14 protein-coding genes are annotated in these 13,956 nt (G+C 63.1%); 8 read left to right on the top strand and 6 right to left on the bottom strand.

Annotated features, from left to right (window positions below; translation table 11 throughout):
• Positions 1-31: 31 nt before the first annotated feature.
• From rplI to rpsF, 6 genes are all read right to left on the bottom strand, one after another.
• Complete coding sequence (rplI, locus tag V1278_RS24725) at positions 32-631, bottom strand: 50S ribosomal protein L9 (protein WP_334382477.1); 600 nt, start codon at positions 629-631, stop codon at positions 32-34.
• A 50-nt stretch (positions 632-681) separates the two neighbouring features.
• Positions 682-1,653 carry a hypothetical protein gene (locus V1278_RS24720; protein WP_334382476.1) on the bottom strand — a complete coding sequence of 324 codons (972 nt, stop codon included), beginning with the start codon at positions 1,651-1,653 and terminating at the stop codon, positions 682-684.
• Between the two features lie 351 nt (positions 1,654-2,004).
• Entirely contained in the window at positions 2,005-3,891 is a 1,887-nt protein-coding gene (locus V1278_RS24715; RefSeq protein ID WP_334382475.1) for a TRAP transporter permease, read from the bottom strand.
• 10 nt (positions 3,892-3,901) lie between these two features.
• Positions 3,902-4,888: a TAXI family TRAP transporter solute-binding subunit gene (locus tag V1278_RS24710; protein ID WP_334368452.1), complete on the bottom strand. Its 987-nt coding sequence runs from the start codon at positions 4,886-4,888 to the stop codon at positions 3,902-3,904.
• A 427-nt stretch (positions 4,889-5,315) separates the two neighbouring features.
• Positions 5,316-5,555 carry a 30S ribosomal protein S18 gene (rpsR, locus tag V1278_RS24705; protein ID WP_002711478.1) on the bottom strand — a complete coding sequence of 80 codons (240 nt, stop codon included), beginning with the start codon at positions 5,553-5,555 and terminating at the stop codon, positions 5,316-5,318.
• A 5-nt stretch (positions 5,556-5,560) separates the two neighbouring features.
• Positions 5,561-6,031, bottom strand: coding sequence for a 30S ribosomal protein S6 (gene rpsF / locus V1278_RS24700; protein ID WP_028346501.1), 471 nt, complete (start codon positions 6,029-6,031; stop codon positions 5,561-5,563).
• 339 nt (positions 6,032-6,370) lie between these two features.
• Between rpsF and V1278_RS24695 the strand changes: the two genes are divergently transcribed.
• From V1278_RS24695 to mltG, 8 genes are all read left to right on the top strand, one after another.
• On the top strand, positions 6,371-7,078 hold the full coding sequence (locus V1278_RS24695) for a TetR/AcrR family transcriptional regulator C-terminal domain-containing protein (protein WP_334382474.1): 708 nt from the start codon (positions 6,371-6,373) through the stop codon (positions 7,076-7,078).
• Positions 7,075-8,100, top strand: a complete 1,026-nt coding sequence (locus V1278_RS24690) for a fatty acid desaturase family protein (RefSeq protein ID WP_334382473.1) — start codon at positions 7,075-7,077, stop codon at positions 8,098-8,100. Before V1278_RS24695 ends, V1278_RS24690 begins: the two co-directional genes overlap by 4 nt.
• Before the next feature lie 53 nt (positions 8,101-8,153).
• On the top strand, positions 8,154-8,780 hold the full coding sequence (locus tag V1278_RS24685) for a LysE family translocator (RefSeq protein ID WP_334368456.1): 627 nt from the start codon (positions 8,154-8,156) through the stop codon (positions 8,778-8,780).
• 111 nt (positions 8,781-8,891) lie between these two features.
• Complete coding sequence (gene fabD / locus V1278_RS24680; protein WP_334382472.1) at positions 8,892-9,845, top strand: ACP S-malonyltransferase; 954 nt, start codon at positions 8,892-8,894, stop codon at positions 9,843-9,845.
• 22 nt (positions 9,846-9,867) lie between these two features.
• Positions 9,868-10,605 carry a 3-oxoacyl-[acyl-carrier-protein] reductase gene (gene fabG, locus V1278_RS24675; protein ID WP_334382471.1) on the top strand — a complete coding sequence of 246 codons (738 nt, stop codon included), beginning with the start codon at positions 9,868-9,870 and terminating at the stop codon, positions 10,603-10,605.
• Positions 10,606-10,908: 303 nt separating this feature from the next.
• Complete coding sequence (locus tag V1278_RS24670; RefSeq protein ID WP_008969609.1) at positions 10,909-11,148, top strand: acyl carrier protein; 240 nt, start codon at positions 10,909-10,911, stop codon at positions 11,146-11,148.
• A gap of 96 nt (positions 11,149-11,244) precedes the next feature.
• Complete coding sequence (gene fabF, locus V1278_RS24665) at positions 11,245-12,510, top strand: beta-ketoacyl-ACP synthase II (RefSeq protein WP_334368460.1); 1,266 nt, start codon at positions 11,245-11,247, stop codon at positions 12,508-12,510.
• A 126-nt stretch (positions 12,511-12,636) separates the two neighbouring features.
• Positions 12,637-13,920 (top strand): endolytic transglycosylase MltG, encoded by a 1,284-nt coding sequence (gene mltG / locus V1278_RS24660; RefSeq protein WP_334382470.1) that lies wholly within the window; start codon positions 12,637-12,639, stop codon positions 13,918-13,920.
• Positions 13,921-13,956 lie beyond the last annotated feature (36 nt).

Raw genomic sequence — 13,956 nt, 5'->3', positions numbered from 1 at the left:
AAGGTCGTCAAAGCGTTTGCAGCGAAGCGCCTTACTTCTCGGTCGCAGCCGGCGCCGGCGCGACCTCCTCGTGCTGGGCGTCCGGATCGAAGAACTCGCCGGCGGCGGCGATTGCCTCGGCGGCGGCGTCCTGGTCTTCCTGACGGGTCGAGATGTCCTCGCCGCGGTTGATGCGCTCGGCTTCATCGGCGCTGCGCGCGACGGTGACGCTGACGCTGACTTCGACTTCCGGATGCACGGCGATGTTGATCTCGTGCTTGCCGATGGTCTTGATCGGCGCGTCGAGCAGGACCTGGCTGCGGTTGATGGTGACGCCGTCGGCCTCGAAGGAGGCGATGATGTCGCGAATGCTGACCGATCCGAACAACTGGCCGGATTCCGACGCCTGGCGCAGCACGATCACGTTGCGACCGCTGATCTTCTCCGCGACCTTGGTCGCTTCGCCCTTGGCCTTGAGGTTGTTGGCCTCGAGTTCGGCCTTCATGCCGTCGAACTTGGCACGATTGTCGGCGGTGGCGCGCAACGCCTTGCCGCGCTTGAGCAGAAAGTTGCGGGCAAATCCGTCCTTGACGCGGACGACTTCGCCCATCTGACCGAGCTTGACGACGCGTTCCAGCAAGATGACTTCCATTTTCGTTCTCCTATTATGTGTTCGGTATGACGTTAGTGGATGGTTGGATTTCAGGCTGCGGGCAAAGGCGGCGGCTTTCCGCGCAGATAACGTTGGCGCAATCCGAAAATTGCGTCCGTAAGGCCGAGGGCGATCATCAGAACGAGCGTCCATGGCAACAGCACCAGGATCCCGTAGGTGCAACTCAGCAAAAACCCGCGGCTCTTCAGCGCCAGCGTTAGCGTGTGAACGGCGGCAAGGCCGACGAGCGCGTAAGCCATGAAGAGCGCGGCTGTCATGATCTGCGCGGCTATCGAAAACGATCCGCCAGCGAAACAAAATGCCAGTGTCCCGCAGAGTGCTACGAGTGTCATCGGCGGCAACGCTGTGCTCTTCAAGTCTGGCCAGGGGCGGCGTAGCCGGCCCGACATCGCTGAAATCTTCGCCGCAAGCCAGAGGTTGAGCGTAAGCGTCGCCACGACGAGCATTGCCGACAAGCCGCGAAAGATCGTTACAAGCGCGTCAGCCAACCGCTCGATGTCATCAGACGAGAGCCCTTCACGGTCAGAAAGAACCTTCGTCAGCCCGCTTCGCAGGGCCGCAGCGATGGCATCGGCATCTTTGCCGAAGACCAGCCACGACGCGAGGGAAGACAGGATGGCAAAGCCGGCGATCCAAAGCAGGATCCGTCCGGTCGGATACCACTCGAGCTTCTCTGCCGTGGGGTGCGTGCCGTTGTCCGTTTCGACAGCAGCCGTTGATCGTCCCAGCAACGCGAGATGGCCAAGCCACCAGGCCGGCAGCGCCACCGCAACCGCAAAAGCGAGGCAGAAGCGCAGACCGAAAATTGCACCGAAGCCGGAAGCCGCCGCGATGCCGCCGATGGTTGCGCTGAGCGGTCCCCAACTGAGCGCCGTCACCATCAGCGGTAGCGGCGCCAGCAGAGACAGCAGCAACGAGACCGGCGCGCCCGAGACGACCGAGACGAACATCAGCGCCGACGCGCAGCCGGCCGCAAGACCAATGAGGATAATCGCGATCATAAGCTGTCCCGCCCCTTTCGAGCGGTTAGATAGAGGTCAGCAAAAATGCCGCCTTTACCAACTAGTTAGAGATCCGAGGGCTTACCGGTACCGTGGTACCGAGCGCAGTTGGGCCCTCAAACGTTCACGGCCCCACCGGGGGCCGTGACTGGCGGCCTTTTAGATCAGGAGCCTCACCCGATCAAGGGTGTTTGGCGGAAGCTGCCCAGCAGGAGTTCCCGGCGTTCCATGCCGTAGGGCGTGATGTGACGCCCCGCCCGGCTTAGGCGTAGATACGCAAAACACCGAAAGCCACGGTGCCAGCGAGGAGGGCGGCAGCGATAAGCGTCAGTGCGGCGAACTGTGTTCGGGTCACGTGCTGGTTTCCGGCGCTATCGTTCGTCGTGTCGTCCGTACCTTCTGCACCAACAGGCCGATGGCGAGCAAGCCCAAGCCGATGACATCGGTGATGGCATTGGGGTCGATCAGCAGCATTGCGGCCACAAAGAACAGCGCCCGCTCGAACCACGTAGCAACACGCAGGAAGTAGCCTTCAAGACTGGCTGCGAGCGCAATCACTCCGATCGTGCCGGTCAGCACCGCGCGAAGGATGTCGGGCCATGGGCCCTCGAATAGCAGCGCAGGGTTGTAGACAAAGAAGAACGGCACGATGAAGCCGGCGGCGGCAAACTTCATCGCCTGCAGGCCTGAGGCCCACAGGCCGGCCCCGCCGATTGACGCCGCAGCATACACGGCCAGCGCCACGGGTGGCGTCACTGCCGACAGGCAGGAGAAGTAGAATGCGAACATGTGCGCCGCCATGGGCTCCACACCGAGCTTCATGATCGCGGGCACGAGCAGTGCTGCCTGCATGATGTAGGCGGGGGTGGTCGGCATACCCATGCCGAGAATGACGCCGGCGACCATCGTGATGAGCAGTGCGGGCAGCAATGAGCCATAGGTGAAGTCGATGAGAAAGGCCGTGAACCGCAGCGCCAGCCCGGTTTGCAGTACGATTCCGATCACGATACCGGCGGACGCACAGGCCATCGCCACCGGCACGGTTTGCACCGCCCCGTCGCGCAAGCCCTCAAGGCACGCGCGCCAACCCAACGCCGTGGAAGGACGAAGCCACGAGATGGCGACCAGCGCGAAAGTGGCGATGATCGCGCCATAGGTCGGCGTGAAGCCGAATAGAAGCAGCGCCAGAAGCACGATGACCGGCAGGAACAGGTGCCCCTGGCGCAGCATGATGTAGCCCAGGACGGGCAGTTCTTCGCGTGGCAAGCCCTTGAGTCCCGAGCGCACGGCGTTGAAGTGGACTGCAGCGAACAGCGCCCCATAGTAGAAGAGCGCAGGTATCGCCGCCGCGATCATCACCTGCGTGTAGCTGACGCCCTGAAACTCGGCCATGACGAACGCCGCCGCGCCCATGATCGGCGGCATGATCTGCCCGCCCGTGGAGGCAACCGCCTCGATGGCGGCTGCCGCTTCCGGCTTGAAGCCGGTCTTCTTCATCATCGGAATCGTCAACCAACCGTCGACCATGACATTGGCGACCGCGGAGCCGGAGATGGTACCGAACAGGCTGGACGAGACGATCGAAACCTTGCCGGGGCCACCGCGCGCGCCACCGGCGATCGCGTTCGCGAAGTTCATGAAGAACTGACCTGCCCCGGATTTCTCGAGGAACGTGCCGAAGATGATGAAAAGAATGACGTAGGTCGCGGCCACCGTCATTGGCACCCCGAAAATTCCCTCCGTGGTGAAATAGGTCTGGTCGATGGTGATCTCGAGACTGAGACCTCTGTGATAGAGCCAGCCGTACAGCCAGGGGCCCGCGAACCCGTAGAGCAGGAACACAATTGCCACGATCGGCAGCGACGCGCCGATTGTGCGTCGTGTCGCCTCAAGAACCAGCAGGGTGGCGGTAATTCCAACCGCCATGTCCATTCGGGTGAGGGACTCGGCGGTGGGAAAACGGTTCACGATGTAGTCGTAGTTCGCGAACATGTAGCCAATGCACGCGAGCGAAAGACCTGCCAAAGCGAGATCCTCCCACGGCACGCGACCCAGTGTTGCGTTCTTGCTGCGAGGCCACAGCAGGAACGACAGCACCAGGCTGAAGGCCAGCGTTATGTAGAGCAGGGCCTGCTGATCGGGAGCGTATACCGTCAGTCGCGCGTAAACGTGGTACACGGACATTGCGACCGCAACCACTCCGACGACCAGGCCCGCGTAGCCGGAGAGTTTGCGCACGGCACGCCCTCTACTGCTTGAGCAATCCAGCTTCGCGGTAGTATTTCTCCGCGCCGGGGTGATACGGCATGCCCAGGCTCTCAGCCATGTCGGACGCCTTCACGCCCTTCATTTCGCTGGTGACGTTACCGAACTCGTCCCGCCCTTCGACAATGGCCTTGGTGATCTTGTAGATCACCTCGGGAGACGTCTTGGAGGACGCAATGAGCACGGTGGGCGACTGGAAGGTTTGAACGGCCTCGGTCACGCCCTGGTCCTTGTAGGTGCCGGCCTTGATGGTGTAGCGCACAAAGCCCGCATTGAGTTTGCGCAGTGCGGCGAACTCCTCGTCGGTGACCGGAAGCACCCGCAGCGGCATCGCCGAGCCAAGGTCCAGGACGAAAGATGCCGGCACCACGGTGAACCATCCGGCCGCCATCGCCTGCCGGTTCTTCACTGCCTCTGCATTGGAAGACACCGGGCCGTAGCTCTTCGCGCCCAAGTCGTTCAGCGTCATGCCGTTCACCTTGAGCAGGTACTCCCAGCCGGCCGCCAGGCTGGTGTTGCCGCGTGCCGGCAGCGCCACCGGCTGTCCCTTCAGATCCTTGACGCTCTTGATGTCGCTGTTCGCGGGCACCACCAACTGCCAGACGTTGGGATAGAAATTGGCAACGAAAAGGGCCTTGTCGGTGGCCTTGCCGGCGAACTGACCTTCGCCCTTCTGCGCATCGGCCATGACGGTCGTCATCGACCAGCCGATATCGGCCTTGTCGTTGCGGATCTTCTCCATGTTGACGAGGGCGGCACCCGGCTCAACCTGCACGTTCAGCTCGGGATATCGCTTGTTCACGACCTGCGACGCTGCTGCCGCCATCGGCGTCCAACTGCCGCCGGTCGGGCCGGCGCTGAAGATGACATCGGTTTTCTGGGCATGGGCTGCGCCTGCTGCAGCGGCGGTCAGTGCTGAAATAACGGCCAGACGTACAATTCGCCGTAGACCACGGATGTGGGCGGACATCGTTTGCACTCCCTTTGGCGGTTGCGCTCGTTGGCGCCGCTTATTGGGGCTCGTGTCCGCACGTGATCGGCGGCAACTTCGACGCCCGTAGCATCCGGGAATTGGGCATCCGTCCTGCTGTCGGGCAGCGTACGTGCCCGCCGCAGCGATTGTCAACGAGGTGTGCTCCCTTCATGTGCAGGGGCCGCGGCGGTTAGGTAGCAAGGTGCGGGCGAGGATTTATCAGGGGGAGGGCGCACCAGTTACGTACTAGAACTAAAGACGTACCGGAAAGCCGTACACGATGCGAGCAGGCGGCATCGGATGCATTGAAATGAGAGAAAAAATTTGCGGGTTCGATGGGCGGCCAGAGGTTGTTTCGACCAACCATCGGCGACCGGAGCCTGAAGAATAAGACCGGCGGCGCGGACGCCGCCGGTCGAAGGCATTAGCGAATGACGTAGGGTAGCAGGCCGAGGAAACGCGAGCGCTTGATGGCGCGCGCGAGTTCACGCTGCTTCTTGGCGGAGACGGCAGTGATGCGGCTCGGCACGATCTTGCCGCGCTCGGAGACGTAACGCATCAACAGCTTGGAATCCTTGTAGTCGATCTTCGGCGCATTCGGACCCGTGAACGGGCAGGTCTTGCGGCGACGGAAAAACGGACGGCGTGCACCAGCTTCAGCCATGATTCTTACTCCTCTACCGCTGCTGCTTCGTCTTCACGCGGACGGCGCGGGCCACGGTCGCCGCGGAAGCCACCGCCTTCACGATCGCCACGGAAGCCGCCTTCGCGGTCGCCGCGGAAACCGCCGCCGCGATCGTCGCGCTCGCGGTCACGATCGGCCTTGCGCATCATCGCCGAGGGACCTTCCTCGTGCTCTTCGACGCGGACAGTGAGATAGCGGATGACGTCTTCAGAGATCCGCTCCTGCCGCTCGATCTCGGTGACCGCAGCAGACGGCGCATCGATGTTCATCAGCACGAAATGTGCTTTGCGATTCTTGTTCATGCGATAGGTGAGGGAGCGTACGCCCCAGTTCTCGGTCTTGGTGACCTTGCCGCCGAGCCCTTCGACGATGCCCGTCATCTGGGTGGTCAGCTCTTCGACCTGCTGGGTGCTCGCATCCTGGCGCGCGAGAAAAACATGCTCGTAAAGAGGCATGGGTGTCCTTTCCTAGTGTTGGCGCGGTCCCCGGCGGCAAGCCCTTCGAGGCCTTCGGAAAGGACTCGGGGATAAGCTCAGAAGGCGGAAGCACGGGACGACGGGCCGACTGGCCCTGCCACATCAATAACGCCTGCAAAGGTGAGATTGCTGAGACCGTCCGTTCAGCTCCCGGCCGGGATCCACGGATGCGCGGTTTATAAGGATTTTCAGCGTGCTGGCAAGGCTTCTTGAGCAGGCTTGAAAGCGTCCTGGCGTCAGCACGGGAGGCGGTGGGCCCAATGAATGGTTGATTTATTTGTTTGTATGGCATACAAATAACGGATCGGAGGGCAAGCGATGGCTCCAAAGTCCGTCCAGACAGCGCCAAAAGCGCCCAGCGATCCCAAGCACGCCGCCCGCGCCACGCGCACGGCCGGGCGCCAGATGCGCTCGCGGCTGCTCGATGGCGCCAGCCGGCTGTTCAAGGAGCGGGGCCTCGCCGGAGCGTCGATCTCGGACATCGCGGCGGCCGCCGATGCCTTTCCGAGCCAGATCACCTACTACTTCCGCACCAAGGAAGCCCTGTTCGTCGAAGCTGCCTGCCGCGACATGCTGTACGTGGCGCGCGCGGCCGAGGAGGCCGCGTTGCAGGCCCGTACGCCGCGCGACTACACGCGCGCGCTGGTCGAGGCCGTCACGGCGACGGATTCGGTCGCCTTCTTTACCGAAGCCCTGACGCTCACCCGCCGCCGCCAGGATCTCGCGCCGCTGGTGGAACGCACCATCGAGCGGCTGCACGGCGAGGGGATGCGCGCCTATGCCGGTCAGATCGAGCGGCACGGCTGGAAAAGCCTGCGCGATCCCGACGCCAGCTCACGGCGATTCTGGGCGCTGGCCATCGGCGTGATGGTGGAGGGCTACGCCATGGGCCGTTCAGCCGAGGAATTGTGCAACGAGATGCTGCGCGTGCTGGGCGATCAGGCCACGACAGCATCCGCGGCCGACAGCGCCAGGCTGCGCCTGGTTGGCGACAACGATGAACCCGACGGGGAGACATCAGCATGACCGCGCTTCGCATGCGTGCCCGCGACTTTCTGACCGAGGATCAACTGGTCGCCATACGCCAGCGCGTGACATGGAAGGGTGCAGCCCTGATCGCGCATGCGTGGGCGCTGATACTGGGATCGATTGCGCTGGTGGCGTGGTGGCCCAATCCGCTGACCTTTCTGCTCGCGGTCGGCATCATCGGCTCGCGCCAGCTCGGGCTTGCGATCCTGATGCATGACGGGGCGCATGGATGCCTGTCGGCAGACGAGAAAATCAACCTGACGCTCAGCCAGTGGTTCTGCGCCTATCCGATCTTCGCCGAGACCCGCGCCTATCGGCGCTACCATCTGCAGCATCATGCACGCACCCAGCAGGACGACGATCCCGATCTGATTTTGTCGGCGCCGTTCCCGATCACCAGGATGAGCTACCGCCGCAAATTCTTCCGCGATATCACTGGGCAGACCGGCTATCAGCAGCGCAAGGCGCAATTGTTGAATGCGCTTGGCCCAAAGGAATGGCCGCTTGCGCGGCGCGCCGCGCATTTCTGGGAAAAGCTCGGCCCGCAATTTGCAGTCAACGCGGTGTTGTTTGCTGGCCTCACCGCCGCCGGCATATGGTGGGCCTATCCGCTATTGTGGCTATTGCCGCTGCTCACCTGGCAGATGGTTATCACCCGCATTCGCAACATCGCCGAACACGCCGTCGTTCCCGATTCGAGCGATCCCTTGCGCAACACGCGCACCACGCGCGCGGGTTTTCTCGAGCGGTTGTTCATCGCACCATATTACGTCAACTACCATCTCGAGCATCATCTGTTGTTCTACGTGCCCTGCTACAACCTGCCGCGCGTCCACCGCATCCTCTCTGAAAGCCGATATGCGGATCGGATGGAGGTGGAGCCGAGCTACGCCGCCGTGCTGCGGATTGCGACCGCCAAGCCCGACCACGAGGACCGGCCCGGCAAGCTGGTAAGCAGCGCACGCCGCGCGCGGGCTGGCGCCGACGTCGGTGGCGACCAGGCGGCGGGCGGCTTCTAGTGCGGTGATCGACGGTGGTGTAGCTTCCATCGGCGACCAAGCGGAGCCAGCGAATGATCGATCCGACCACATTGATTACGTATGTCGCGGTCGTGCTTGGCTTTGTGTTCATTCCGGGCCCCGCGACGCTTCTCACGGTTGCACGGGCAACGACTTCAGGCGCCCCGGTTGGCATCGCCACGGGCGCCGGAATCGCGGCCGGCGACATGATTCACACCTTTATGGCGATCGTCGGTATCTCGGCGATCATTGCCGCTTCGGCCATGCTGTTCAGCATCATCAAGTACCTCGGCGCGGCCTATCTGGTTTACCTCGGCATCCGTGCCGTCCTCGAAAGGACACCAGCAAATCTTGCGGCCGGCGCACTGCCGATTTCAGCAGGAAAGGCATTTCGGCAAGCGATTTTGGCGGAGGTGCTAAACCCGAAGACGGCGCTTTTCTTCCTCGCGTTTCTCCCCCAGTTCGTACGGCCCGAGAATGGTTCGGTCATACTCCAGCTCACGATTCTGGGGATCATCTTTGTTTTATTGGGGTTCGTCAGTACGGCGGTTTTTGCAGTAGGCGCCGGAGGTCTCGGGACCTTCCTGCGCCGCAATCCTGCGGTTCTGAAATGGCAGGGGAAGGCAATCGGCGGTCTCTACTGCGCTCTGGGTATCCGGCTGGCGCTACAGGAACGCTGATCCGCTCCGGCCCATTGATGACCCGGCAGCGGCCCGGCGATACCGCACCGCGGCTTGACATCCCGGCCCGCGTCAGTGTCTTACGGCCCCAATCTTACGAGGGAGCACCGGATGACGGCTGCATTTACATTTCCGGGGCAGGGTTCCCAGGCGGTCGGCATGGGCAAGGCCCTGGCGGAGGCCTTTCCGGCCGCGCGGGCTGTGTTCGACGAGGTTGATTCGGCGCTCGGCGAAAAGCTGACCGCGATCATCTGGGATGGCCCGGCCGAAACCCTCCAGCTCACTGAAAATGCCCAGCCGGCCCTGATGGCGGTTTCGATTGCCACGCTGCGCGTGCTGGAGGCCGACGCGGGCTTTTCCGTCGGACGGGATGCGGCTTTTGTCGCCGGCCATTCGCTTGGCGAATATTCCGCGCTGGCCGCTGCCGGCAGCCTTAGCATCAGCGATACCGCCCGCCTGCTGCGCACCCGTGGTCTTGCAATGCAAAAGGCGGTACCGGTCGGCGCCGGCGCGATGGCGGCACTGCTTGGGCTCGACTATGAGGCGGCGGTGGCCGTCGCCAACGAAGCTGCCCAGGGGCAGGTCTGTCAGGCCGCCAACGACAATGGCGGCGGGCAGGTGGTGGTGTCCGGCGACAAGGCGGCTGTCGACCGCGCCGTGGAAATCGCCAAAGCCAAAGGCGCCAAGCGTGCAATGCTGCTGCCGGTGTCCGCGCCATTCCATTGCAAGCTGATGCAGCCCGCCGCCGATGCGATGGCGGAGGCGCTTGCAGGTGTAACGATCAAGACGCCGGCCTCGCCGCTGGTGGCGAACGTGCTGGCCGCGCCGATCACCGATCCCGACGAGATTCGCCGCCACCTGATCGAGCAGGTCACTGGCACCGTGCGCTGGCGCGAGTCGGTGGCCTATATGGCAGCGCATGGCGTCACGCGGTTCTTCGAAATCGGTGCCGGCAGGGTGCTGAGCGGGCTGGTCAAGCGGATCGCCGACGGCGCGGTCGGCGTGGCGATCGGGGGACCCAACGATATTGCCGCCGCGAAGGACGCATTGGCGGCGTCGGCCTAAAAGCTCCCGAAAGGAGACACTGATGTTCGATTTAACTGGCAGGACGGCGCTGGTGACCGGCGCGACCGGCGGCATCGGCGGTGCGATCGCGCAGGCGTTGCATGGTCAAGGCGCGACGGTGGCGATCTCCGGAACGCGTCGCGAGGTGCTGGATTCGTTTGCCGGCAGGCTTGGCGAACGCGTCCACGTGCTGCCGTGCAACCTTTCCGACAGCGCGGAGGTCGAGGCGCTGGTGCCGGCGGCGGAGGCCGCGATGGGGCAGGTCGATATCCTGATCGCCAATGCGGGCATCACGCGCGACAATCTGTTTGTCCAGTTGCGTGACGAGGATTGGGACGACGTCATCAACGTCAACCTGACTGCGACCTTCCGTCTTGCCCGCGCCGCAACCAAACTGATGATGCGCAAGCGCTTCGGCCGGATCATAGCGATCACCTCGATCGTCGGCGTGACCGGCAACCCCGGCCAGGCCAACTACACCGCGTCGAAGGCCGGAATCATCGGCCTGATCAAGACGCTGGGTGCGGAATACGCCAAGCGCAACGTGACCGCCAATTGCATCGCGCCGGGATTTATCAAGACGCCGATGACCGACGCGCTAAACGACAAGCAGCGCGAGACCATCCTGACGAAGGTTCCTGCGGCGCGGCTAGGGACGCCGGAGGACATCGCGGCGGCAGCCGTCTATCTCGCCTCCAACGAGGCGGCCTACGTCACTGGCCAGACGATTCACGTCAACGGCGGAATGGCCATGATTTGAGCGAGTTATTGCCCCGATCTCTGCGGCCAAAGGCCGTTGTCCGGGGCGGGTGAGGCTTGTAGTCAAGGCTTGGGAAGTATGGTAACCGAACCCCCGACGGATGGGCAAACAAGGCCATTGCAGGATTTTGAAACCCTGTATATTGGCGTGGCGACGCCTGCCGTTCGCCGGGGCTTTGTCGGCTACCACCGGGCCGAATCAAGACTATGCGCGATAGCGAAGGAAGTTTAACGACCACGATAGCTCGTAGCGTCTCTGTAGCGTCTTGGGGTCGGGTCCAATAGAACAAGCACGAGGTTAAAGATGAGTGAGATTGGCGAGCGGGTTAAGAAGATTGTGGTCGAACACCTCGGTGTTGAACCCGATAAGGTTGTCGACAACGCAAGTTTTATCGACGACCTCGGCGCCGACAGCCTCGACACCGTCGAGCTTGTGATGGCATTTGAAGAAGAGTTCGGCTGTGAAATCCCCGATGACGCCGCTGAGACGATTTTGACCGTCGGCGACGCGACGAAGTTTCTCGAGAAGAACGCTAAGAGCTGACGTCCCGGGCGGGTAGAGACAGAGCCGGACGGGCCGTCATCAAACGGTCCCCCGGTTTCTTGTTTTGGGCCATTGGTTTCGGGCTGGAGTTTTGACATGAGGCGGGTTGTCGTCACGGGGCTGGGCATGGTTACGCCGCTCGGCTGCGGCGTTGACACAACGTGGGCGCGTATCATCAACGGTCAGAGCGGCGCCAAGAAGATCGACACGTTCGAAGTCGCCGATCTCGCCAGCCAGATCGCCTGCGTGATTCCGCGTGGCGACGGCTCAGATGGTACTTTCAATCCCGACCAGTGGATGGAGCCGAAGGAACAACGCAAGGTCGACGACTTCATCATCTTTGCGATGGCTGCGGCACGCCAGGCGCTCGACGACGCCAACTGGCATCCGGCGACCGAAGAAGACAAATGCGCCAGCGGGACCCTGATCGGTTCGGGGATCGGCGGCCTGTCCGGCATCGCCGAGACGTCGCTGCTGTTAAAGGAACGCGGGCCGCGCAGGGTTTCGCCGTTCTTCATTCCGGGGCGGCTGATCAATCTCGCTTCCGGTTATGTATCGATCGAGCATGGCCTCAAGGGCCCCAATCATTCCGTGGTCACGGCCTGTTCGACCGGCGCGCATGCGATCGGCGATGGTGCCCGCCTCATTGCGCTCGGCGACGCCGACGTGATGGTCGCGGGCGGCACGGAATCGCCGATCTGCCGGCTGGGGATGGCCGGATTCTGCGCGGCGCGCGCGCTCTCGACCGGCTTCAACGACGCGCCGCAAAGGGCCTCGCGGCCCTACGACAAGGACCGCGACGGATTCGTGATGGGCGAAGGCGCCGGCGTCGTGGTGCTCGAGGAATATGAGCACGCGAAAAAGCGCGGTGCGCGAATCTATTGCGAAGTGATCGGCTATGGCCTGTCGGGCGACGCCTATCACATCACCTCGCCGTCGCCGGATGGCGATGGCGGTTTCCGCAGCATGAGCGCGGCGATCAAACGCGCCGGCATCACGGTATCGGATATCGACTACATCAACGCCCACGGAACTTCGACGCAGATCGGCGACGAGATCGAACTCGGCGCGGTGGAGCGGCTGCTCGGCAACGCCGCCTCCAAGGTGTCGATGTCATCGACCAAGTCGTCGACCGGGCACCTGCTCGGCGCTGCCGGTGCAATCGAGGCCATTTTCAGTATCCTTGCGATTCGCGATAACATTGCTCCACCCACCATCAATTTGGAAAATCCGTCGGTGCAAACGGCGATCGATCTGGTGCCGCAGACCGCGCGCAAGCGCGAGATTAACGTCGCGCTGTCGAATTCCTTCGGTTTCGGGGGGACCAACGCCTCCGTGATCATTCGGCGCGTGGCCGACTAGCAAGTCTTTGGAACGACTCCACCGTTTTGCCGCATTCGGCGATGACTTCTACATGCGGGCGTATGCTATCGGCTGGGCAACGGATTGCCGAGTCGCGATTGAACCGACAGGATTCAGGTTGCATCGATGAGTGAGAGGCCGCCCATTTCACCACGAAGCCCGCGCGCTGCGTTGGAGCCCGAGCAGGTGCCGCCGCCGCCGAAGCGGTCGGATCGCGCCCGCAATCCATTCGTGGTGGTCGGCAATGCCATCTTCACCATCCTGATCATTCTGATGATCGGGGTGGGGGCGGTGTACTATTACGGCAGACAAATCCTGGAAACGCCCGGTCCGCTGAAGGAAGACAAGATCGTCAACATTCCCTCGCGTGCCGGAAAGCGCGACATCGCCGACGCGCTGCTGCGCGAAGGCGTGATCAACGTCAATCCCTGGGTATTCATCGGCGGCGTGTTTGCGCTGAAGGCGAGCTCCGACCTCAAGCCCGGCGAATATTCCTTCCAGAAGAGCGCCAGCCTGCGCGACGTCATCGCCACCATCGTCGAAGGCAAGGTGGTGCAGCATGCCGTCACGATTCCGGAAGGTCTGACCTCCGAACAAATCGTGACGCGACTCCTCGACAACGACATCTTCGCCGGCTCGGTTCGGGAAATACCCCGCGAAGGCACGTTGCTGCCCGAAACCTACAAGTTTCCGCGCGGCACCACGCGCGAGCAGGTGATCCAGCGCATGCAGCAGACCCAGAAGCGGGTGCTCACGGAAATCTGGGAGCGCCGCAACCCGGACGTTCCGGTCAGGTCGCTGGATCAGCTCATCACGCTGGCCTCGATCATCGAGAAGGAAACCGGCCGGGCCGATGAGCGCAGCCGCGTGGCGGCGGTATTCGCCAATCGCCTGCGGCAAAGGATCAAGCTGCAGTCGGATCCGACGATCATCTATGGCCTGGTCGGCGGCAAGGGAACGCTGGGCCGGCCGATCAAGCGCTCCGAAATTACGCAGCCGTCGCCCTACAACACCTATGTGATCGACGGTTTGCCGCCCGGGCCGATCGCCAATCCGGGCCGCGCCTCGCTCGAAGCGGCCGCCAACCCGGCACGCACGCGCGACCTGTTCTTCGTGGCAGACGGAACGGGTGGGCACGCCTTTACCGAGACCTACGACCAGCACCAGAAGAACGTTGCCAAGCTGCGGTCGCTGGAAAAGCAGATTCAGAACGACACCGTCGAACCATCGGAGGACGCGCCGCCGCCGACGGCGGCCGGAGCACCGGCCGATACCAATCCAACCGCGACGACGCCGCGGCCGGCAGCGCCGGCTAAAAAGCCGCCCGCCCGTCCTCCGGCACCTGCAACCGCGCCGGCCCGCCAGGGCGCCGCGCAATCGACCACGACGCCGCCGGTGGTTCAGCGCTGACGCCGGCGGGTCGCGAAGGCGTTCCACGCCGCAGCC

This window comes from Bradyrhizobium sp. AZCC 1577 (assembly GCF_036924575.1).
Classification (GTDB): Bacteria; Pseudomonadota; Alphaproteobacteria; order Rhizobiales; family Xanthobacteraceae; genus Bradyrhizobium.
This window is presented reverse-complemented; position numbering and strand designations above follow the sequence as displayed.

Excerpts from the sequence above, each read along its gene's own strand:
- rplI (WP_334382477.1), bottom strand. The coding sequence starts at position 631 with ATGGAAGTCATCTTGCTGGAACGCGTCGTCAAGCTCGGTCAGATGGGC.
- V1278_RS24720 (WP_334382476.1), bottom strand. The coding sequence starts at position 1,653 with ATGATCGCGATTATCCTCATTGGTCTTGCGGCCGGCTGCGCGTCGGCG.
- V1278_RS24710 (WP_334368452.1), bottom strand. The coding sequence starts at position 4,888 with ATGTCCGCCCACATCCGTGGTCTACGGCGAATTGTACGTCTGGCCGTT.
- rpsR (WP_002711478.1), bottom strand. The coding sequence starts at position 5,555 with ATGGCTGAAGCTGGTGCACGCCGTCCGTTTTTCCGTCGCCGCAAGACC.
- rpsF (WP_028346501.1), bottom strand. The coding sequence starts at position 6,031 with ATGCCTCTTTACGAGCATGTTTTTCTCGCGCGCCAGGATGCGAGCACC.
- V1278_RS24695 (WP_334382474.1), top strand. The coding sequence starts at position 6,371 with ATGGCTCCAAAGTCCGTCCAGACAGCGCCAAAAGCGCCCAGCGATCCC.
- V1278_RS24690 (WP_334382473.1), top strand. The coding sequence starts at position 7,075 with ATGACCGCGCTTCGCATGCGTGCCCGCGACTTTCTGACCGAGGATCAA.
- V1278_RS24685 (WP_334368456.1), top strand. The coding sequence starts at position 8,154 with ATGATCGATCCGACCACATTGATTACGTATGTCGCGGTCGTGCTTGGC.
- fabD (WP_334382472.1), top strand. The coding sequence starts at position 8,892 with ATGACGGCTGCATTTACATTTCCGGGGCAGGGTTCCCAGGCGGTCGGC.
- fabG (WP_334382471.1), top strand. The coding sequence starts at position 9,868 with ATGTTCGATTTAACTGGCAGGACGGCGCTGGTGACCGGCGCGACCGGC.
- V1278_RS24670 (WP_008969609.1), top strand. The coding sequence starts at position 10,909 with ATGAGTGAGATTGGCGAGCGGGTTAAGAAGATTGTGGTCGAACACCTC.
- fabF (WP_334368460.1), top strand. The coding sequence starts at position 11,245 with ATGAGGCGGGTTGTCGTCACGGGGCTGGGCATGGTTACGCCGCTCGGC.
- mltG (WP_334382470.1), top strand. The coding sequence starts at position 12,637 with ATGAGTGAGAGGCCGCCCATTTCACCACGAAGCCCGCGCGCTGCGTTG.